The sequence below is a fragment of the Mycobacterium sp. UM_Kg1 genome (assembly GCF_000972925.1).
GTDB classification, from domain to species: Bacteria; Actinomycetota; Actinomycetes; order Mycobacteriales; family Mycobacteriaceae; genus Mycobacterium; species Mycobacterium hiberniae.
In genome coordinates this window covers 19,058-40,152 of record NZ_JRMK01000012.1, presented here as the reverse complement: position 1 = coordinate 40,152, position 21,095 = coordinate 19,058, and the positions used below count along the sequence as shown (strand labels likewise).

Here is a 21,095-nt window from a genome sequence, read left to right as displayed (position 1 = left end):
TATTGACAGGTTACATCACGAATGCTGGACTCCTAACTATCAAAAATCAGGTAAGGGGTTAGCTATGGTTGCTTCGGTCCGATACCGCCACGCCATCGTCGACAGGCGCCGGTTGTTCTACCGCGAAGCCGGACGCGGTGATGCTCCCGCTGTTGTGTTGCTGCACGGCTTTCCAGCCAGCTCGTACATGTTTCGGGATCTGATCACGCGCCTGGCGGACGACTACCACGTGATCGCCCCGGACTACCTCGGCTTCGGCCATTCGGACATGCCGCTGGCGAGCGAGTTCGACTACACCTTCGACAACCTCGCGGAACTCACGCAGGCACTGCTGGACCAGCTGGGGCTGGACCGCTACGCGATCTATGTCCAGGACTATGGGGCCCCGATCGGCTGGCGGCTGGCGCTGAACCGCCCCGACTCCATCAGCGCGATCATCACGCAGAACGGCAATGGTTATGACGAGGGCTTTGTCGAAGGTTTCTGGAAAACCGTCTGGGACTACCAGCGTGAGCAGACATCCGAGACGGAGGCGGCCATCCGGACGGCGTTGGATGCCGAGTCGATCAGATGGCAGTACCTGACCGGCGCACCGGATGAGTCCGTGGTCAGCCCCGACACCTGGACTCTGGACGCTGCGCTCCTGGCTCGTCCGGGTAATGACGAGATCCAACTCAAGCTGTTCCGGGACTACGCCACCAATCCGCCGATGTATCCCGCTCTGCACGAGTACCTGCGCACCAGTGAAGTCCCGGTGCTGGCGGTCTGGGGTCAAGGGGATCCGATCTTTGGCCCTGAGGGTGCCCTAGCATTCGGCCGCGACGCCGTCGATGCGGAGATCCATCTGCTCGATGGCGGCCACTTCCTGCTGGAGACCGCCGCCGACGAGGTCGCCGCCCTGATCAAGGGCTTCTTGACCCGGGTCGGCGGAAAGTAACCGACGCCGGCGCAGAGATTCGAAACATAGTTCGCGCCAACGATCGTCATAGGAGAGGAAGCTGATGAGCGCCACGCCGAAACCAGCCATTCCGACGGAACCCGCGGTTGTACGAGAACCCCCCGGCGGCCCGACCATGCGGGCGATCGTTCTCGACGGCTTCGGTGGACTGGATGTCCTGACCTACACCGACATCCCCAAGCCGCGACCGAAGGACGGCGAGGTGGTGATCAGGGTCAGAGGATTCGGAATCAACCACGCCGAAATGCACATGCGCCGCGGTGAGTGGGCCGAGGCCGCCGAAGTCAGCGGTATCGAATGCGTGGGCATCGTCGACGCCTGCCCGGGAGGAGAGTTCCCGATCGGTGCCAAAGTCGCGGCCCTGATGGGCGGGCTCGGCCGCACCATCAACGGCAGCTACGCACAATTCACCCGCATACGCGCTGAGAACGTCGCCCTGATCGAGTCCGAGCTGTCGTGGGACCAGCTGGCCGCACTTCCGGAAACCTATGCCACCGCATGGACCTGCCTGTTCCGCAACCTTCATCTGACCGCCGGACAGACCGTCGTGATCCGAGGCGCAACATCGTCCTTCGGCCAAGCGGCAGTGAAGCTGGCCGTGGAGGCCGGGGCCCGTGTCATCGCCACAACCCGCGATCGGGAACGGTTCGGCCTGCTGACGTCACTGGCGTCGAACGTGCCGAACTGGAGAGGCCTGACCTGAGTGCCCACATCGCCGAAGCCAAAGAGATCGACGCCGTTCTCGATCTCGTCGGCAACAGCACCATTCTGGATTCCCTGGACATGCTGCGCCGCGGCGGCACGGCATGCCTGGCGGGCTGGCTCGGTGGGCTGGACCCCATCGCCGATTTCAACCCGTTGCTGCCGATGGCCAGCGGTGTCAATCTGAGCTTCTTCGGCAGCTTCGTCTTCGGCACTCCCGGTTTTGCGCTGTCAGATGTGCCACTGCAGGACATCGCCGACAAGGTGCGCCGCGGCCGTCTCGACGCCGCCCCCTCGAAGGTGTTCACCTTCGACCAGATCCGTGAAGCGCACCGGGTCATGGAAAACGGCGAGGCTGCCGGAAAAATGGTGGTAGTAGTCGACTGAGCTACTCCGATACCAGCACGTCACGCACACGACCAGGAACCTGGCGACAGCGGTATGGCTCGGCCATAACCGGAAGGGAAGCATTGTGAAGATCGCGGTTGCCGGCGGTACCGGCAAGACCGGGCGCAAAGTCGTCGAGCACCTTCGCGGCCAGGGCCACGACCCGGTGATCCTGGCCCGCGCCCACGGGGTGGACCTGCTGGAAAACACCGGACTCGACGCCGCGCTCGACGGAGCCGAGACCGTCATCGACGTCAGCGACTTCGCGGCCATGAACGCCAAGAAGGCGCGCGCCTCCTTCGGCGCCGCGACGGCGAATCTGCTGGCTGCCGCGCAGCGCAAGGGCGTACGCCACCACGTCGCGTTGTCGATCGTCGGCGTCGACCGGGTAGGAACGGGTTACTACCAGGGCAAGCTGCACCAGGAGGAACTGGTCAAGGCCGGACCCATTCCGTGGACCATCCTGCGGGCCACCCAGTTTCACGAATTCGCCGACCAGGTCCTCACCCAGGTGCCGGGGCCTGTTGCGCTGGTCCCCAGAATGCAGTCGCAGCCCATCGCCGTCAGCGAGGTGGTTGTCCACCTATGTGAGCTTGCAGTCGGGGCACCGCAGCAGATGGCGCCCGAGCTTGCCGGGCCGCGCGTCGAATCGGTTGTCGACATGGCCCGCCAATTGGTCCGGCGGCGTGGCCAGCGCTGGCTGGTGCTGCCGCTGCCGGTACCCGGCGCCGCCGGCAAAGCCATGGCCCACGGCGGCCTGTTGCCCACCGGGCCCGGACCGCGGGGCCGTCAGACCTACGCCGAGTGGCTGGCGGAGCTGACCCCGAAAGGGCTGACCCGGGAAGGACGGTGACACCGCCGTGAATCGCATCGTGCACCGTCTTGCTCTGAGTTACCTGACCTTCTTCGGCCTCGCCCTCGGGCTGTGGGCCTATGCAGCGCCCCGGAATTGGTACGAGACGTTCCCCGGGATGGGCATGACGTGGCTGCCGGTGCTCGGCCCCTACAACGAGCATTTGGTGAAGGACGTAGGTTCCATGTTTCTCGCGCTCGGTGTGCTCAGTGCCGCGGCGCTCTACTACCTGAGCAACCGCGCCGTGGTGGTGGTCGCGGCGCTGAGCTGGTCGACTTTCAATGTGCTGCACCTGATCTACCACCTCGGCATGCTGCACATGTACGGCCCGCGCGACGCCGCGCTCAACGCGGTGGGCCTGAGCCTGCTCGCGGTGGTGTCGCTGGTGCTGCTCGTGCCCGCACGCCGGGACGCCGAGGTGGGCACCGAGGACCGCCCATGACCTATGACTACGACGTCGTGGTGATCGGCTCGGGGTTCGGCGGCAGTGTGGCGGCGCTGCGGCTGACCGAGAAGGGCTATCGCGTCGCGGTGCTGGACATGGGGCGCCGGTGGGCGCCCACCGACTTCCCGCCCAACAACTGGCATGTCCGCAAGGCGATGTGGGCGCCGAAACTGGGCTGCTTCGGCCCGCAACGGCTGACGGTGCTGGGCAAGACGTTCATCGCCAGCGCCGTCGGCGTCGGCGGCGGTTCGTTGATCTACGGCAACACCCTCTACGAGCCGCTGGAGCGGTTCTTCGCCGACCCGCAGTGGGCGCACATCACCGATTGGCGCGCGGAGCTTGCGCCGTACTACGACCAGGCCCGCCGGATGCTGGGGGTGACCCCCACCCCGCACACCACCCCGGCCGACGAGGTGCTGCGGGCGGTGGCCCGCGATCTGGGCGTCGAAGACACCTACCACCCCACCAATGTGGGCGTGTTCTTCGGCGACGAACCGGGTAAGACCGTCGCAGATCCGTTCTTCGGCGGGGCAGGCCCCGAGCGCACCGGATGCATCGGCTGCGCACAGTGCTTCACCGGATGCCCGCACAACGCCAAGAACACCACCGAGACCAACTACCTGTATCTGGCCGAGCGCGCCGGCGCCCAGATCCATCCGATGACCACGGTCACCGACGTGCGCCCGGCCGGCAACGGCTACGTGGTCAGCACGGAGCGCACCGGCCGGTGGGTGCGCAAGGCGCGGCGCGACTTCACCGCGGGCCAGGTGGTGTTCGCCGCCGCGGCGCTGGGCACCCAGCGCCTGTTGCACAAGCTGCGCGACACCGGATCGCTGCCGCACCTTTCGTCGCGCCTGGGCGAGCTGACCCGTACCAACTCCGAAGAGGTGCCGGCGGTGTTCACCCCCGAGCGCGACGACTTCGCTCAAGGTGTGGCGATCACCTCGTCGATCCACCCGGAGGCCAACACCCATGTGGAGGTGTGCCGCTACGGCAAGGGATCCAATCTGTTGTCGATGATGGGCACCCACCTGATCGACGGCGGTCCGTGGCGTTTCGCCCGGTTGATGCTGACCATCGCGCGCCACCCGGTGATGCTGTTGCGCAGCATGTTCCCCCGCAACGCCTCGGCGCATTCGATCATCGTTTTGGTGATGCAGTCGCTGGACAACTCGCTGACCACCTACCGCAAACGTGGCCTGTTCGGCACCCGTTTGACGGCGAAACAGGGTGTGGGCGAACCGAACCCGGACTGGATTCCGCTGGCGCACGATGTGGCGCGCCGGATGGCCGAGAAGGTCGGCGGGATGGCCGGCGGAACCTATCTCGATGCGCTCAACATCCCGCTGACGGCGCACTTCATCGGCGGCTGCCCGATCGGGGATTCGGCCGAGTCCGGCGTCATCGACCCCTATCAGCGGGCCTACGGGCACCCCGGTCTGCACGTCGTCGACGGATCGGCGATCACCGCGAACTTGGGGGTGAACCCCTCGTTCACCATCACCGCGCAGGCCGAACGGGCGATGGCGTTGTGGCCCAATAAGGGAGACCCGGATCCCCGGCCCCCGCTGGGGCAGCCTTACCGGCGCATCGCACCGGTGGCACCGCGATACCCGACGGTGCCGCAGAGTGCTCCCGGCGCGCTTCGGCTGCCGCTGTCGCCGGCGTGACGGCGGCGATGCGGAGCGGCCCCGCTCGGCGATATCGTTGACAACTGTCATGAAACCCGATGAGGACGCCTCTGGCCGAGCCGCGCTTGAGTGGCTGATGTCGGCTGATCTGCGGGAGTTGGCCGCCGAATCCGAATACATCGCGCAGCGTTTCGCCGGCTCCCACGACGTGCGCCCGACCGACTTCCGTGCCCTGCTGCACATCATGGTCGCTGAGACCGCCGGGACCCCGATCAGTCCCAGCGAGCTGCGCCAGCGGCTGGGACTCTCAGGTGCCGCCATCACCTATCTCGTCGACCGTCTCATCGCGTCCGGCCACGTGCGGCGTGAGGCGCACGCATCCGATCGGCGCAAGGTCACGTTGCGCTATGCCGCACTGGGCCTTGACACCGCCCGCGCGTTTTTCGCGCCGCTGCAGGCGCATACCCACCAGGCTCTCGCAGGGATCTCCGATGCCGACCTGCAGACCGCCCACCGCGTCTTCACCGCGCTGATCGGGGCCATGCGGCAATTCCATTCCGAGCTGGAGTGACGTCGGGCGGATTCAACGGTCGGTGCGCTGCGCTGATCCGCGGGGCAAGATAGGCAGATGCCGGCCCTGTTGTGGTACCGCCGTGACCTGCGCGTCGGCGATCTGCCGTCCCTGTCGGCGGCGCTCGAGCACGACCCGCAGGTGCTCGCCTGCTTCGTTCTGGACCCCCGCCTTGAGGCCTCCGCGGGGCAACGCCGGCTCCAGTATCTGGCGCAGTGCCTGCGCAGCCTGCGCGATGACCTCGGCGGCCGGCTGCTGGTGACCCGCGGATTGCCCGAGGAGCGCATACCCCGAATCGCCAACGAGCTTGCGGCTACGGCCGTGCATGTGTCGGAGGATTTCAGTCCGTACGGCCGGCGCCGCGACGCGCGGGTGCGCGCCGCGCTCGGCGAGGTTCCGCTGGTCGCGACCGGATCGCCGTACCTGGTCTCCCCGGGCCGGGTCGTCAAAGACGACGGAACCCCCTATCGGGTTTTCACCCCGTTCTTTCGCCGGTGGCGCGAACACGGCTGGCGCCGCCCAGCCGGCTCGCCACCGGCGCACTGGATCGATCCGCGCGACGTGCCCGGCAAGACCGCGCTCCCGGTCCAGATCCCGGAATCCGATGGGCGCGCCGATTTTCCGGCGGGGGAGGCTGCCGCCCGCGACCAGTGGGCGGCGTTTGTGGCCGGTGAGCTGTACCGGTACGCCCAGGATCGCGATCGGCCCGACCGCGCCGGATCGAGCCGGATGTCGGTCCACCTGAAATTCGGCACCATCCATCCGCGCACCATGGCCGCCGATCTGAGCGCAGCGAATCCGGGGGCCGCCGCCTATCTGCGGCAGCTGGCCTTCCGGGACTTCTACGCCGCGGTGCTGCATCACTGGCCTGGCAGTCTGTGGGCCAACTGGAATCGGGAGTTCGACGGCATCGCGACCGATACCGACGCCGAGGCGCATCGCCGGTTCGAGCGGTGGAAAGCAGGGCAGACGGGCTTTCCCATCGTCGACGCGGGCATGCGGGAGCTGCTGGCCAGCGGGTTCATGCACAACCGGGTGCGCATGATCGCCGCCTCGTTCCTGGTCAAGGATCTGCACCTGCCCTGGCAGTGGGGCGCCGGGTGGTTTCTGGACCAGCTGCTCGACGGGGACATGGCCAACAACCAGCACGGCTGGCAGTGGTGCGCGGGCTGCGGAACCGATGCGGCGCCCTACTTCCGGGTGTTCAACCCGACGCTGCAGGGCCGCAAGTTCGATCCGGACGGCGCCTACATCCGCCGATGGGTGCCCGAGCTCGCCGACGTCGCCGATCCGCACCTGGTGCGGGGTGCGCCGCCGCCGGGTTACCCCGAACCGATGGTGGATCACCGTGAAGAACGGGCGGAGGCGCTGCGCCGTTACCAGCGGATCAGCGGTTAGCACGCCACCGCCATGGCGAGCCACCTGTTAATTCATTAAATGAATAATTAAGTTGTTGAATCAACTGCGGCGGTCGAGCTACAGTGGAAGCTCTAGGGGAATCGACGCGGAGGGGGCCACGTTGAGCAGTCAAAGGCAGCAGCTATGAGCGGGCCGTTCGGGATGATCGGTGCGGTTCTGGAGGGCGTCGGGGCGGTGGTGGGGTGCCGATCGGGCACCGCGGAGCCCGACCACACGGGGGAGCAGCGGCTGGGTTCTGTCGAGATCCGGCGCTACCACGAACGCGTCGTGGCGCAGACGTTCGTCACCGGCGATGAGGAGGCAGTCCGCAATGTCGGCTTTCGGCGGCTTGCCGGCTACATCTTCGGCGGCAATCGCTCACGGACGAAGTTGGCGATGACCGCCCCCGTCGCTCAAGGGACTGCCACGGGCGAGCGCATCGCCATGACGGCCCCGGTGGCCCAGCAGTCCACTGGTGCCGGGCAATGGGTGATCCGTTTCTTTCTGCCGGCCGACGTCAGCCTGGAATCGGCGCCGGAGCCCGACAATCCGGCCGTGCAGTTGGCCCGGGTGCCTGCCGAAACCGTCGCGGTGCACAGATTTTCCGGCGATCGCGGCCGCCGTGCCGTCGAATCGCACAGCGCGAAGTTGCTGAACGCCTTGAAAGGCACGGAATTTGAGCCGGTCGGGTCACCGCAGGCATGGTTCTACGATCCGCCCTGGACGCTTCCGATGTTTCGCCGCAACGAGATTGCGGTATCTGTCACCAAAAGCAGTTGACCTTTGAAGGAGTAACGTGCGCATCTCCACTCTGCTCGGAACCGGCGCAGCGGTAGCCGTCACGGCTGTCGCCGGATCTGCTGCGACCACGCCAGAGGTCAAAGCCGACTGGTACGAAAAGCTTTCCAAGCCCCCGTACCAGCCGCCGCCGCAGGTGTTCCCGGTGGTCTGGCCGGCGCTCTACACCGACATCGCCGTCGTCTCGGCGAGCGCCATCGACGAATTGCACGCACGCGGCGAGTCGGGCAAACAGCGCTCCTACATCGTCGCGCTGATCGTCAACCTGCTGCTCAACGCGGGCTGGTCGTGGGTCTTCTTCAAAGGGCGGCGATTCGGGTCCTCGGCCGTGGTCAGCGCGGCGCTGGCGGCCAGCAGCGCCGATCTGGCGCGCCGGGCCATCGCGGTGCGGGGTGCGCGCGGCCTACCGCTGGTGCTCTACCCGTTGTGGTGCACTTTCGCCACCGTGTTGAGCGGGAACATCGCAATACTCAACCGGCGTCGTTAGACCCGCCGGCCGGATCTTCGTCGGCGGCGCGGCCCAGCAGATGCCGCAGCAGCGGTTCGAGCTCCGGCAGTCGGAACCGGTGATCGGCAGCGGTGAGCCGCGCGGGCAGGACCCGTTGGCTCGCGCCGGCGAGTTCGCGCGCACCTTGTGCGCCCAGCAACAGCCGCGGACCCAGGCTCGGTACCGGAAGGGCCGTGGGCCGGTGCAGGACTCGCCCCAGCGTTGCGGTGTATTCGCTGTTGCGCACCGGATTCGGCGCGACCGCGTTGACGGCGCCGGACAGTCCGGTATCCCAGAGGGCGCGATGATAGATATCGATCAAGTCGTCGATGCCGATCCACGGCAGCCACTGCCGGCCGTCGCCCAGCCTGCCGCCGAGACCGGCGGAGAACAACGGTCGCATGAGGCGCAGCGTCCCGCCTCGGGGTGATTGGACGATCCCGGTGCGGATCCGCACCACGCGCACCCCGGCCTGCTCGGCAGGGGCGAGTGCGTCCTCCCAGTCGGCGACGACGTCGGCGAGAAATCCGTCACCGCGCTCGCTGTCCTCGGTGAGGATCTCGTCTTGCCGGTCATACCCGTAAAAGCCGACCGCTGAGGCGCACACCAAAGCCACGGGGTGTTCGGTGGTGCCAGCCACCAGCTCGGCAAGTCTGCGGGTGGGGCCGATTCTGCTGTCGCGAATCGCGCGGCGGTGCCCGGCGGTGAAGCGCCCCGCGATCGACTCGCCGGCCAGATGGATCACCGCGTCCACACCGGCCAGCAGATCCCGGTCCGGATCGTCGGGGTTCCACTGCCGCTGCTCCGGATCGGATGCGGCATGGCGAACCAGCCGGATCACCCGATGGCCGCCCGTGCTCAAAAACGCGGTCAGGGCCGAGCCCACCAGGCCCGACGATCCGGTGACCGCCACCGTCAGGGGCTTGAGGCCGTGCTCTTGCGCGCGCTGGTGCGCGGCGAGGTCATCGGCGAGCTGGCGGTGCCGGTAGACGAACATCGGCCGCAGCAGGGACCCGGGGATCGGGGGGTCGACGTGGTCGATCACCCGCGTCCGACCGTCGCCCAGATCCTCGAACTCGTGGGTGTGCGTCCAACGAAGCGTCGCGCGGGTGGGAAGCGATGCCAGGCCGTGCCCGCCGAGCGCGTCGACGAATCGCGCGGGCGGGTCGTAGCCGTCGGGCTGGTGTTCGGCGACCCACCGGAGTCCCCCGGGCAGAGCCAGTACGGCCGTCCCGTCGCGCAGCGAATCGGCCTCGCTGACCAGGTGCATCGGCTGCCACGGCGGACTCAGCCGGGTGAACGCGCCCGGCCGCTCATGCCAGGCGAAGACCTCCGGGCGCGGAGCGGCAACGGTGCTGGAGAAGTCCACACTCATGCCTCGACGCTACTGGGAGAAGCCGGTAATGCAATCGCTGTCGGCGATCCTCCCGTCGAACCCGACCACGGCGTCCGCAGTTCCGAATAACACCTATGCGGCGTCACGCGAAAAGACAGGTCGGCTCGACAGCGCACACCAAGTGCGGCAGATTCGTGGTCGGGTGCGCCGCGTGACGCAGCCAGATCGCGGAGATCAGCCATTGAACGTATTGGTGACCGGGGCAACCGGCTACATCGGGGGCCGCCTGGCGCCCCGCCTGGTCGAAGCCGGCCACCGGGTGCGGGTGTTGGCCCGTAACCCCGACAAGATCAGCGATGTCCCGTGGGCGGCGGACGTCGACGTGGTGCGCGGCGACCTCACCGACCCGGACTCCTTAGACGAAGCGTGCCGCGACATCGACGTCGTCTACTACCTGGTGCACTCGATGGGAAACCCCGGGGAATTCATCGAGTCGGAGCGTCAGTGCGCGCAGAATCTCGCTGCGGCGGCCCAACGGGCCGGGGTGGGGCGCATCGTCTACCTCGGCGGCCTGCATGCGGAATCGGAGCGTCTGTCCACGCACCTGCGATCACGCAGCCAGGTCGGAGAAATCTTGCTCAACTGCGATGTTCCGACCGTGGTACTGCAGGCCGGGGTGGTGATCGGTTCCGGCTCGGCGTCTTTCGAGATGATCCGGCACCTGACCAATCGGCTGCCGGTGATGACCACACCGCGCTGGGTCAACAACCGCATCCAGCCCATTGCGATCCGCGATGTCCTCTACTACCTGCTCGCCGCCGCGATCATGCCGCTGCCGCATAGCCGCTCCTATGACATAGGTGGTCCCGATGTCTTGCGCTACGGCGAGATGATGCAGATCTATGCCGACGTGGCCGGGCTGACCCGACGCAGAATCCTCGTCCTACCGGTCCTCACACCGAAACTGGCCGGGCTGTGGATCGGACTGGTGACTCCTGTCCCGCCCCGGATCGGTCGCGCCCTGATCGAGTCCTTGAGCACCGACGCAATCGCTTCCGAGCACGACATCGATGCGGTCATTCCGCCGCCACCCGGCGGCAAGACCCGCTACCGAGACGCCGTTGCGCTCGCGCTACGCCGCATCGAGAGCGGTGATGTGGAAACTTCCTGGGCCGATGCTTCTGCCACCGGCGCCCCCGCCGACACTCTGCCATCGGATCCCAGCTGGGCCGGGGAAGTGGTCTACACCGACGATCGCAGCGTCGACTGCGACGCCACTGTCGAGCAGGTGTGGCAGATCGTCGAAGGTGTCGGTGGTGAGAACGGTTGGTACTCCTTCCCGCTCGCCTGGACGATCAGGGGCTGGCTGGACCGACTCACCGGGGGAGTCGGGCTGGCGCGGGGCCGCCGCAACCAGAAGGTCCTGCACACGGGTGACGCCCTCGACTTCTGGCGAGTAGAACGCATCGAGCGACCGCATTTGTTGCGGCTGCGCGCCGAGATGCGCACCCCGGGCGGTGCCTGGCTCGAATGGCGGCTCGAGCCGTGCGGCGCACACACCACCAGATTGCATCAGCGCGCAATCTTCTTCCCCAAAGGCCTTGCCGGACAGCTGTACTGGTATGCACTCATGCCGTTTCACGGCATCATCTTCACCGGTATGGCCAACAACATCGCCGTCGCCGCAGGCCGCGTACCCCCAAGTCCGGGCGCGGAGACGGATGGTTCACCGACCGCTCATCGTCGGGCCGAAGGCGGCTCGCCAGAGGAGCACTCATGATCACCATGCAGCGCGAGGTGAGCAGTGACGTGGCGCCGGGTGTGGCGTTTGCGTACCTGGCCGATTTCACCACCACCGAGCTGTGGGACCCGGGAACCATCACGACAGTGCGCGTCTCGGGTGACGGCGGGGGGGGAACCCGCTACCGCAACACGTCCCGTTTCGCCGGACGGGTGAGCACCGTCGACTATGTCGTCACGGCGCTGCGGCCAGGACGGTCGATCGACCTGCGCGGGGAGAACTCCTCCGTCATCCTGCGCGACACCATCACCGTCACCGCGCGGCAGACCGGCTGCGTGATCACCTATCGGGTGCGGTTCGCCTTTCAGGGCTGGTTGAGGTGGATCGAGCCGCTGCTGCGCCCAGCCGTGACCCGTCTGCTCGACGACGGGGCACGCGGACTTCGAGGGGAGTTGCGGCGCCTCGGCGAGCGGGAGCTCTGACCGGCGCCGGCGATCGGCGGTCGGTGATCGTCGCGGACGTTCCCAAAGTTGGTTGCCACATCAACCCGACCGTCGGCGTTGCGGCTCCGAATAACCCATATGCATGCCGAACCGAACTCCGTGGCAACCGCTCCCGTCGACGAATTCCCTGCCCGGTGTGCGGGTAGGTGAGACGTGGACGCCCGCGTGGAGGCCGCTGGCCTGAGCGACCAGGACCGAGAGGCTCTCGCCCGGCGCATCCGCGCCCGCCTCTCGGAGGCCGAGCACCAGAAGGCCGACCATGATGTGGCCATCGTCGGCGATGGAGTCGCCGCGCTCGCGCTGGCACTGCAGCTCCGCCGGACTCGTCCGGCTACCCGGATTCTCATCATCGGTCCGACATCGCATCCGGTTCCCGAGATCACCCACACGGTGGGCGAGTCCACCGTGGAGGTGTCGGCGCACTATCTGCGTCACCTCGGCTTGACCGAACACCTCACATCCCGGCAGATCCGCAAGATGGGTCTGCGCATGTTCTTCTCGAACAGCGGCAACACCGACATCACCAGGCGCCTGGAACTGGGCAGCTCCACCTACGCCCCGCAGGTGACCTACCAGATCGATCGCGGCAGGTTGGAGAACGAACTCGCCCGCAGCGCCGCCGAAATGGGTGTTCGATTCGCCGGCGGACGGGTCCGCTCGGTGCAGCTCAACGGCCCCGACGGCCTGCACGTGGTCACCATCCAGGACGCCGAGGCGGTTACCCGGACAACGGCGCGCTGGGTGGTCGATGCCTCGGGCCGCAACCGGATGTTGCCCCGGCAGCTGGAACTGCAGCGGCCCAATGCACACCAGTGCAATGCCGCCTGGTTCCGGGTCGCCGCGGAAATCGATGTGGGTCGCTGGAGCGATGACCCGGCCTGGCGCCATCGACTGAGCGAGGGCGACCGCGCGATGTCCACCAATCACCTGATGGGCCCGGGCTACTGGGTCTGGCTCATCCGCCTCCCGTCGGGAGCCACCAGCGTCGGCATCGTCGCCGACCCCGCCTTCGAGCCGTTCGAGGGTTTCAACACCTTGGACAAGGCCACGGAATGGCTGCGCGCCCATGAGCCGCAACTGGCCGAGGTGCTGCAAGAACACACCGGCGCGATCAAGGATTTCCGGGTCATGAAGCGCTACAGCCATGGTGCGAGCAAGGTCTTCGACGGCCGCGACCGGTGGTGTCTGACCGGGGACGCCGGCATCTTCCTGGATCCGCTGTATTCGTCTGGACTGGACCTGGTCGCCATCGGCAACGGCCAGATCACGGACATCGTCACTCGCGAACTCGACGGCCAAGACGTGGTCGCACGCGCGCAGATCAGCGACGCCGTGTTCAGATCGCTCGGCGAAATGTGGCTGGTGGTGTACCAGGGGCAATACGCCCTGATGGGCAGACCCGCCGTGATGTCGGCGAAGATCATCTGGGATATCGCGTTCTACTGGGGATTCATCGGCCTGCTCTACATCAACGGCCGCTTCGTCGGCATCGCCGACGACCCGGAGTTCGTCCCGCACCTCAACGGCCTCATCGCGCTGAGCAACCGGGTCCAGAAGTTTTTTCAGGAATGGGCCGAGATCGACGACGGCACCCCGTCAGTGCCCTTCGTCGACTTGTACGCGCCGCTGAATTTCATGGTTTCGCTGCATGTTTCGATGATGGAACCGGCCAGGAACTTCGCGGAGCAGTTCGACGCGAATGCCGCGTTGCTGCGCCGCCTGGCCGGGCAGCTCGCCGAGACGGTGATCGCGGAGAAGTCGCTGGAGTTCGACGACGACGACGTCATGGCAACGGTGCGCAACTGGCAACAGGATCCGCTTCTCCGAGAGTTGCGTTCGGAATACCGGCACGGCCAGCACGACGATCCGATCAGCGAGGGCTGGATCGTCACCTCGTCGCCGAAACTGCAGCCGACCTGATGACCCCGGTGGTCGCGTTCGCCGCCGGCCCGCCGGCAGATGGGTACTCCAAGCACCTCATGCGAGAACAGGAGATGAAGTTGCCAGACGATGACGACCGCCGTGAACCGTTGGCCATCGTCGGGATCGGATGCCGGTTTCCCGGTGGTGCCGATTCCGCCGAACGCTTCTGGCAGCTGTTGCACAGTGCGACCGACGCGACCTGCGTAGTCCCCGAAACACGATGGAACGCAGCCCGCTACCACGATCCGAGCCCGGCCAAGGTCGGGAAGGTCATCACGGCGCGAGGCGGCTTCCTGGGGGAGATCGACCAATTCGACGCACAGTTCTTCGGAATGTCGCCCCGCGAGGCGCACGCCCTGGACCCCCAACAACGTCTCCTGCTGCACGCCGCGTGGGAATCCCTCGAAGACGCCGGGATACCGGCCGATGATGTCGCCGGCGCCGACGTCGGCGTCTTCGTCGGCGGCTTCACGTTGGACTATCAGCTTCTCCAGAATCAGGGACACGCCAGTCGTTACCGGTTCAAGGCCCATTCGGCGACCGGAATGATGATGACGATGCTGGCCAACCGCATCTCCTACGCATTGGACCTGCGCGGGCCGAGCATGTCGATCGACACCGCATGCTCAAGCTCGCTGGTGGCCGTACACCTGGCGGCGCAAAGCATCTGGAACGGCGAATGCGAGCTGGCGCTGGCCGGCGGCGTCAACGTGATGATCGGCCCCAACACCGCCATCGCCGAATCCAAGAGTGGATTTCTGAGCCCGGAGGGGCGTTCCAAGGCCTTCGACGATGCCGCAGACGGCTATGCGCGCGGCGAGGGTGCCGCGATCGTCGTGATCAAGCGGCTGCAGGACGCACTGGCCGACGGCGACGAGATCTATGCGCAGATCCTCGGTACCGCGGTGTCGCAGGACGGCCACACCGACGGCATCACCGTGCCCCGCGGCCAAGCCCAGGAAAGCGCCATCCGGACGGCACTCGACCGAGCGGGCGTGCAACCGGCCGACGTCGGCTACGTCGAAGCGCACGGCACCGGCACGCCCGTGGGCGACCCCATCGAATTGCAGGCGCTTGCAGCCGCTTTGACCGTCGATCGGCCTGCGGAGTCCCCCCTTCTGATCGGCTCGGTCAAGACCAACATCGGTCACCTGGAAGCGGGCGCGGGTGTCGCCGGCCTCATCAAAGCGGCCCTGGTGGTCAAGCATGGCTACATACCGGCCCATCTGCACCTGCGGACACCCACTCGCTATGTCTCGCTGACCGACCTGAAGATCGACATTCCGGCGACGGGCAGACCATTCCCGGAATGCGAACGGCGCATCGCCGGTGTCAACTCGTTCGGGTTCGGGGGTACCAACGCCCATGTCGTACTCGCCGAACCGCCGGTCGCGGCCCCGGCCCCGCAGGTCGCCGAGCGCCCTGCGCAGCCGCTGACCATCCTGCCGATATCGGCGCGCAGCGAGGACGCCCTGGTTGCCGCGGCCGGCCGACTGGCCGACCACCTCGACACCCATCCCGACATCGCGTTGCCGGACCTGGCCTACACCCTCAGCAGGCGGCGCACCCACCTGAACTATCGCCATACGCTGATCGCAGCAAGCGCCGCCGAAGCCCGCACACAGCTGCAGAGCCTGGCCGAGGACAGCAAGGTCTCCACCGGCAGGGCCGTCCAGGACGTGCCCAAGCTGGCCTTCGTGTGCAGCGGTATGGGACCCCAGTGGTGGGGGATGTGCCGCGAGCTGATGGACGTGTTCCCCGAGTTCACCGCCAGCCTTGAGCGCAGCGACCGCGAACTGTCCCGGTACGCGGACTGGTCGCTGATCGAGGAGCTTCGGCGCGACGAGGCCGGCACCCGGATGACCGAAACCGAGTTCGCGCAACCGGCGAACTTCGCCATCCAGGTCGCCCTCGCCGAGCAACTCGCCCAGTTCGGCATCAGCCCGGACGCCGTGGTCGGCCACAGTGCCGGCGAGGTGGCGGCCCACCACCTCGCGGGCCTGCTCACCTTCGAGCAGGCCATCCACGTGATCTATCACCGCAGCCGGCTCCAGCAGCAGGTGAGCGGTTCGGGCAGCATGCTCGCCGTCGGCCTGGACGCGCAGACCCTGATGCGAACCCTCGATGAGGAGACCGGTGCGGCGCTGGCGGACCAGCGCGTCTCGGTGGCGGCGATCAACAGCCCGTTCGCGGTGACCCTCGCCGGCGACACCGAGGTGCTCGACGAGATCGCCCGGCAACTCAACGATGCCGCGGTCTTCAACCGTCGCCTCTCGGTGAAGGTGCCCTACCACTCCCACCACATGGACGCGGTGCGTGCCGAGCTGTTCAGCGCGTTCGAGGGGTTGTCGTCGAAGTCGGCGGTGCTGCCGTTGTACTCCACGGTCACCGGGGAGAAGCTGGACAGCTACCACGCCGGCGCCGCGTACTGGTGGCAGAACACCCGCACCACCGTGCTTTTCGAACCGGCGATCCGCCGGATGCTCGACGACGGGTACACCCACTTCGTCGAACTGGCCCCGCACCCGGTGCTGGCCGGATCGATCTTCGAGACCGCCGGCAAGCAGAACATCTCGGTCACCGCGAGCCAGCGCCGCGGCCAGGATGCCGGGAGGGCACTGCTGGAATGCGTGGGCGCGCTGTTCTGCCGGGGCCACGACATCGCCTGGTCGGCGCTGCAGCCCGACAGCGCGCACCGACTGCTCAAGCTCCCTTCCTACCCCTGGCAGACCAAACGGTTCTGGACCGAAACCCAGGAGGCGACCGAGGCGCTGTTCTACCAACCGGTGCATCCCCTGTTGGGGCAGAAGGTGAGTGCGGTCCACCCGACGTGGGAAGCCGAGTTGAGCACCGTCCTCACACCGTTTCTCAACGACCACCGGGTCCAGGGAAGCGTCGTCCTGCCCGGTTCGGCCTACGTCGAGATGGCTCAGGCCGCCGCCGCCGAGACCTACGGCGCGACCTGCAGCGTGGACAACCTGGTGTTTCATCGCGCGGTGATCCTCGACGAAACCTGCGATCCGATACTGAGAACCACGCTGAACGAGCAGGACGGCACGCTGGAGTTCGCCGCCTTCACCGCGACGGCCAACGGCGACACCAGCTGGGCCATCACCGCCACAGCCGAACTCAACGTCCGCCCCGTGTCGCCGCGGCTGCGTGACCTGTCCGTACAGCCCGACCCGCTCGTCACGCTGGCCGATGAGGGCTTCTACGCCCGGACTGCGTCGCTCGGCTTCACCTACGGCGATGCGTTCCGATCCGTGCGGCGAGTGGCGGCCGGCGACGACTGGTCTGCCGCCGAACTGGTCATACCGCCGGCGATCGTCGACGACATCGACCAGTACCGGTTTCATCCGGCCCTGATCGACGGCGCCTTCCAGACCCTGTTCGGCGTCGCCGGCCTCGGCGAAAGGGCGGGCGATGACCCGTTCCTGCCCGCCCGAATCCGGCACTGCGCCATCTACGGCGCCCCCGCAGACGAGATGCGCGTGCACGCCCAGGTCGTCTCGGCGACCAAAGACGAGGTCGAATGCGACATCACCGTCACCGATGACATCGGGACACCGCTGGCCGTTTTCAACGGCTTCTCGGTGCAGTCGCTGGGCGTCGCATCCCGTTTGTCGCTGGAGCGCATCGACAGGGGACTGCTCGAACTGCACTGGCGCTTGGCCGACCCATCCCCGGACCGGCAGCCGGCCGAGCCGGCGGGCGAGTCGTCATGGCTGGTGTTCACCGATGACTTGGGCGTGGGGGATGCCCTGGCCGAGGAGCTGCGCCGCCGCGGTCACCGGGTCGCCACCGTCGGGCACCGGCGTGGCGGTGGACTGCACGAAGCCGACGGCGGCTGTCTGATCGATCCCGGCAGCCCCGAACAGCTGGACCAGCTGTTCGCACAGCTCCACGACGCCGCCGAACTCACCGGCATCGTCAACTGCTGGCCCCTGGACATCGCTTCGGGTGCGGTCGAGCAGGACCGCTCGGGTGCGCCGCCGGACGACACGGATCTGCAGCTGGGCGTGCTGGCCGTCCTGCGCATCGTCAAAGCGCTGGCGGCACGGCCGACGACGGCACGCCTGCACCTGGTCACCGGCAACTGTCAGCCGGTGGCCGGCAACCGGCTCACCGGTTTCGCCCAGGCCCCCGTCTGGGGCCTGGGCCGCGTCATCGGGCACCAGGAATTCGCGGAAAACTGGGGAGGTTTGATCGATATCGACGATGCCGATGACCCGGCTCAGACCGCTGTCCGCATCTGCGATCACCTGCTGGACGCCGATTCCGAAGACCAGATCGCGCTGCGCGGCGGAGCCACTTTCGTCCCGCGCCTTCGTCCGTGCCACAGCCTGGCATCGCCGTTTCCCACCAAACTCAGCGCCGATGCGACGTACGTCGTCACCGGCGGCGTGGGTGCGCTCGGACGTCTCGTCGCCGGCTACCTGGCCGAGCGGGGAGCGCGGCACATCACGTTGTTGAGCAGAACCGAGCTACCGCCGCGGGAGGGCTGGGCCGCGTTGACCGAAGGCGACGCCCATTTCGCGACGGTCCGAGCGCTTGAGGCCATCGAAGAGCTCGGCGCCGAGATCGAGACCGCCAGCGTCGACATCACCGATTTCCGGCAGGTGGCCTCCTGGCGCGCCGATCACCTCGGCCGCGGCGGCCGCCCGATTCGCGGGCTGGTCCATGCCGCGGGCAGCGTCGACGATCACCTACTGGTCAACATGGCCGAAGACGACTTCGCCGCGGTGCTGGCCCCCAAGATCGTCGGCACCCACGTGCTGCATTACGCGCTGCGCGACGACGCCCTGGAGTTCTTCGTGCTGTTCGGGTCCGCCGGTTCAGTCGTCGCCTCGCCGGGCCAGGGAAACTATGCGGCCGCCAATGCATTTCTCGACACCTTCGCGCACTACCGGCGGGAGCAGGGCCTGCCGGCGGTGACCATCGGGTGGGGTCCGTGGTCGGTGGGCATGGTCGAGGAACTGAAGTTGGAGAACCTCTACGCCCAGCGGGGAATCGAGCTGATCACGCCCTCGGTGGGGTTGCGGATTCTCGATCGGCTCATCAACCAGCAGATTCCCAGCGTCGTGGCGATGAGCGCGGATTGGAATCGCGCTCGCCGTGTCGGTTTCAGCGGACAACCGCCGCAGATGTTCGCCGACCTGGAGACCGCCGAAGGTCGTCGTGACGATGCCCAAGGGGCCACCTCGATTCTGGCCGAGCTCGCCGAGACCCCCGAAGCCGAGCGGTTCGGCGTTATCGCCACCGCGGTTCGGCAGCTGGTCGCCGACGTGTTCGACTGTGCGGTAACAGACTTCGAGACCAATGAAATGCTGGATGACATCGGCTTGGACTCCATGATGGCGATGGACTTCCGGGTACGCATCAACGAGAAGTTCTCCATCGATCTGCCGCTGCTGGAGATCATCCGCGGAGTCAGCGTCGACTCCCTCGCCGACCGGGTGCTCACGGAGTTGCACGCCATTCACGGTGAGGTTCCCACCGGGACGCCCGAGTCGGAAACGGCACCGGTCTTCGTCGAGGACGTCGACAGTGTGGTCGATGACCTCTCGGAGGACGAACTGCGAGAGTTGTTGGCCCAGCTCGATGCCCCGGCCGGCGGCCCGGACCTGGACGGCGCACGGCGATGACCGCGGATCGGGCGTCAGCGGTGCAGGTACGGGGCCTGAGCAAAAGCTACGGGCGCCTGCGCGCCGTGCACGGCCTGGATCTCGACATCTATGACGGCGAGATCTTCGCCATCCTCGGTCCCAACGGTGCCGGAAAGTCGACGACCATCGAGATTCTGGAGGGCCACCGCAAACGCGACTCCGGACGGGTTAGCGTCTTGGGGCAGGATCCCGGCTCCGCGGGACGCGGCTGGCGCGCCAGAATCGGGATCGTCCTTCAGGAAACCAGTGACTTCGGGATGCTGACGGTCCAGGAAACCGTGAACATGTTCGCGAAATGCTATGGCACGGCGCGAACGTCCGGGGAACTGCTGGAACTGGTCGGGCTCGCCAGCACCTCCGGTTCGCGAGTCCGAACGCTGTCCGGCGGGCAGCGTCGCCGGCTGGATGTGGCGCTGGGGATCATCGGCCGACCGGAGCTGCTCTTTCTGGACGAGCCGACCACGGGTTTCGACCCGGAGGCGCGCCGACAGTTCTGGGATCTCATCCGGTTGTTGTCCTGCGACGGCACGACCATCGTGCTGACCACCCACTACCTGGAAGAAGCCGCCGCACTTGCGGATCGGGTGGCGGTCGTGGCGGGCGGACGTCTGGCGGCGCTGGATTCCCCGGCCCGACTGACCGCGCACGTGGCTGCGGAAGCGACCGTGCGCTGGATCCAAGACGATGTGCTTCGGGAGCAGCAGACCGACCGGCCCACGGAGCTGATCCGCCGCCTGTCGGCCGGCGGCGGCGAACTGGCTCAGCTGACCGTCACGCGGCCCACCCTCGAAGACGCCTACCTGCGCCTGATCGAAGGGAATTGACGTGACCGACCTGGTACAGGATGCGACCGGTGCACGCAGCGTCGGACGGCCGGCGGCAACCGAACTCCCGTCGGCCGTGCGGATCGGCTTCTCGCGCGTCCTGCCCGAGCTGAAGATGTTCTACCGCCGCCCGGAACAGGTTGCGCTGACCTTCTCGATGCCGGCCGTGATCTGCCTGCTGCTGGGGTCGATCTTCACCGCCAAAGTGCCCGGCACCCAGACACCCACCGGAGCCGTGATCGCGGCGAGCATGCTTGCCTACGGAATCCTCTCGACGTCGTTCACCAACCTCGGCATCAGCATCGCGGCCGACCGGGAAACCGGAGCCCTGCGCCGACTGCGCGGCACTCCGGCGACAGCGACGTCGTACTTCATCGGAAAGATCATGCTGGTTGCCATCGCGAGCCTGGCCGAGGCTGCCCTGCTGTTGGTCTTGGGGGTCCTGGTCTTCGACCTGCGCCTACCCACCAGTGCATCCGCATGGTTCACCTTGACGTGGGTAGCCGTCCTGGGAATCGTCAGCTGTTCGCTGCTGGGCATTCTGGTCAGCAACGTCGCCAGCAACGCGGTTTCGGCCGCCGTGCTCACCAACGGCCCCGCGGTCGGCCTGCAATTCCTGTCGGGCACCTATGTGCCACTGATGCTGATACCGACGTGGATGTTGGTCATCGGATCGCTGTTTCCCGTCAAGTGGATGGCGCAGGGATTTCGTTCGGTGTTCCTGCCGGCCCAGATGGTGGTCTTCGAACCGGCCGGGTCCTGGGAGCTGGGGCGCATCTTTGTCGTCCTGGCGGCATGGAGCGTGGCCGGTCTTCTGGCCTGCCTGCTGGTGTTCCGATGGTCGGATCGAGGTTGACCGTGCTCGAACGCAG

The 21,095-nt window shown here is 67.0% G+C and carries 15 protein-coding genes and 2 pseudogenes; 16 read left to right on the top strand and 1 reads right to left on the bottom strand.

All coding sequences use genetic code 11. The annotated features are described in order from the left end of the window. Window positions 1–64 precede the first annotated feature (64 nt). The 10 genes and pseudogenes from LI92_RS03560 (at window position 65) to LI92_RS03520 (ending at window position 8,230) form a co-directional block, all read left to right on the top strand. The gene (locus LI92_RS03560; RefSeq protein WP_046315984.1) at window positions 65–937 is read left to right on the top strand and encodes an alpha/beta fold hydrolase; all 873 of its coding nucleotides are present in this window, start codon (window positions 65–67) and stop codon (window positions 935–937) included. A 64-nt stretch (window positions 938–1,001) separates the two neighbouring features. Beyond that, window positions 1,002–2,047, top strand: a pseudogene (locus LI92_RS24490) (zinc-binding alcohol dehydrogenase family protein). 85 nt (window positions 2,048–2,132) lie between these two features. After that, window positions 2,133–2,525 (top strand): annotated as a pseudogene (locus tag LI92_RS24485) (SDR family oxidoreductase); the annotation flags it as partial. Between the two features lie 170 nt (window positions 2,526–2,695). Beyond that, the gene (locus LI92_RS24480; RefSeq protein WP_353585441.1) at window positions 2,696–2,911 is read left to right on the top strand and encodes an MYXO-CTERM sorting domain-containing protein; all 216 of its coding nucleotides are present in this window, start codon (window positions 2,696–2,698) and stop codon (window positions 2,909–2,911) included. Beyond that, a complete protein-coding gene (locus tag LI92_RS03545; RefSeq protein ID WP_046315979.1) occupies window positions 2,908–3,342 on the top strand; it encodes a hypothetical protein in 435 nt (144 codons plus the stop codon). Before LI92_RS24480 ends, LI92_RS03545 begins: the two co-directional genes overlap by 4 nt. Further along, window positions 3,339–5,015, top strand: a complete 1,677-nt coding sequence (locus LI92_RS03540; protein ID WP_046315977.1) for a GMC oxidoreductase — start codon at window positions 3,339–3,341, stop codon at window positions 5,013–5,015. Before LI92_RS03545 ends, LI92_RS03540 begins: the two co-directional genes overlap by 4 nt. 97 nt (window positions 5,016–5,112) lie before the next feature. After that, window positions 5,113–5,547: a MarR family winged helix-turn-helix transcriptional regulator gene (locus tag LI92_RS03535; protein ID WP_286134828.1), complete on the top strand. Its 435-nt coding sequence runs from the start codon at window positions 5,113–5,115 to the stop codon at window positions 5,545–5,547. 57 nt (window positions 5,548–5,604) lie between these two features. Next, window positions 5,605–6,945 carry a cryptochrome/photolyase family protein gene (locus LI92_RS03530; RefSeq protein WP_046315973.1) on the top strand — a complete coding sequence of 447 codons (1,341 nt, stop codon included), beginning with the start codon at window positions 5,605–5,607 and terminating at the stop codon, window positions 6,943–6,945. Between the two features lie 144 nt (window positions 6,946–7,089). Further along, window positions 7,090–7,725, top strand: coding sequence for an SOUL family heme-binding protein (locus LI92_RS03525; protein ID WP_152665316.1), 636 nt, complete (start codon window positions 7,090–7,092; stop codon window positions 7,723–7,725). Between the two features lie 16 nt (window positions 7,726–7,741). Beyond that, complete coding sequence (locus tag LI92_RS03520; RefSeq protein ID WP_046315971.1) at window positions 7,742–8,230, top strand: TspO/MBR family protein; 489 nt, start codon at window positions 7,742–7,744, stop codon at window positions 8,228–8,230. Here the strand turns inward: LI92_RS03520 and LI92_RS03515 are convergent. Continuing rightward, entirely contained in the window at window positions 8,214–9,605 is a 1,392-nt protein-coding gene (locus LI92_RS03515) for a TIGR01777 family oxidoreductase (RefSeq protein ID WP_046315969.1), read from the bottom strand. The two genes, LI92_RS03520 and LI92_RS03515, sit on opposite strands and share 17 nt — an antisense overlap. A gap of 214 nt (window positions 9,606–9,819) precedes the next feature. Here LI92_RS03515 and LI92_RS03510 point away from each other — a divergent pair, with 214 nt between their 5' ends. The 6 genes from LI92_RS03510 to LI92_RS03485 all read left to right on the top strand — a co-directional run bounded on the left by LI92_RS03510 (window position 9,820) and on the right by LI92_RS03485 (window position 21,079). Next, complete coding sequence (locus LI92_RS03510; RefSeq protein WP_286134827.1) at window positions 9,820–11,346, top strand: SDR family oxidoreductase; 1,527 nt, start codon at window positions 9,820–9,822, stop codon at window positions 11,344–11,346. Continuing rightward, window positions 11,343–11,789 carry an SRPBCC family protein gene (locus LI92_RS03505; RefSeq protein ID WP_046315966.1) on the top strand — a complete coding sequence of 149 codons (447 nt, stop codon included), beginning with the start codon at window positions 11,343–11,345 and terminating at the stop codon, window positions 11,787–11,789. Before LI92_RS03510 ends, LI92_RS03505 begins: the two co-directional genes overlap by 4 nt. Before the next feature lie 174 nt (window positions 11,790–11,963). Next, window positions 11,964–13,730, top strand: coding sequence for an NAD(P)/FAD-dependent oxidoreductase (locus LI92_RS03500; RefSeq protein ID WP_082109526.1), 1,767 nt, complete (start codon window positions 11,964–11,966; stop codon window positions 13,728–13,730). After that, window positions 13,730–19,378, top strand: coding sequence for a type I polyketide synthase (locus LI92_RS03495; RefSeq protein ID WP_353585440.1), 5,649 nt, complete (start codon window positions 13,730–13,732; stop codon window positions 19,376–19,378). The genes LI92_RS03500 and LI92_RS03495 overlap by 1 nt, the downstream gene beginning before the upstream one ends. Next, entirely contained in the window at window positions 19,375–20,223 is an 849-nt protein-coding gene (locus LI92_RS03490; RefSeq protein WP_082109525.1) for an ABC transporter ATP-binding protein, read from the top strand. Before LI92_RS03495 ends, LI92_RS03490 begins: the two co-directional genes overlap by 4 nt. Before the next feature lies 1 nt (window position 20,224). Further along, window positions 20,225–21,079: an ABC transporter permease gene (locus LI92_RS03485; protein ID WP_286134825.1), complete on the top strand. Its 855-nt coding sequence runs from the start codon at window positions 20,225–20,227 to the stop codon at window positions 21,077–21,079. Window positions 21,080–21,095 lie beyond the last annotated feature (16 nt).

Excerpts from the sequence above, each read along its gene's own strand:
- LI92_RS03515 (WP_046315969.1), bottom strand. The coding sequence starts at position 9,605 with ATGAGTGTGGACTTCTCCAGCACCGTTGCCGCTCCGCGCCCGGAGGTC.
- LI92_RS03560 (WP_046315984.1), top strand. The coding sequence starts at position 65 with ATGGTTGCTTCGGTCCGATACCGCCACGCCATCGTCGACAGGCGCCGG.
- LI92_RS03495 (WP_353585440.1), top strand. The coding sequence starts at position 13,730 with ATGACCCCGGTGGTCGCGTTCGCCGCCGGCCCGCCGGCAGATGGGTAC.
- LI92_RS03540 (WP_046315977.1), top strand. The coding sequence starts at position 3,339 with ATGACCTATGACTACGACGTCGTGGTGATCGGCTCGGGGTTCGGCGGC.
- LI92_RS03535 (WP_286134828.1), top strand. The coding sequence starts at position 5,113 with ATGTCGGCTGATCTGCGGGAGTTGGCCGCCGAATCCGAATACATCGCG.
- LI92_RS03525 (WP_152665316.1), top strand. The coding sequence starts at position 7,090 with ATGAGCGGGCCGTTCGGGATGATCGGTGCGGTTCTGGAGGGCGTCGGG.
- LI92_RS03490 (WP_082109525.1), top strand. The coding sequence starts at position 19,375 with ATGACCGCGGATCGGGCGTCAGCGGTGCAGGTACGGGGCCTGAGCAAA.
- LI92_RS03530 (WP_046315973.1), top strand. The coding sequence starts at position 5,605 with ATGCCGGCCCTGTTGTGGTACCGCCGTGACCTGCGCGTCGGCGATCTG.
- LI92_RS03505 (WP_046315966.1), top strand. The coding sequence starts at position 11,343 with ATGATCACCATGCAGCGCGAGGTGAGCAGTGACGTGGCGCCGGGTGTG.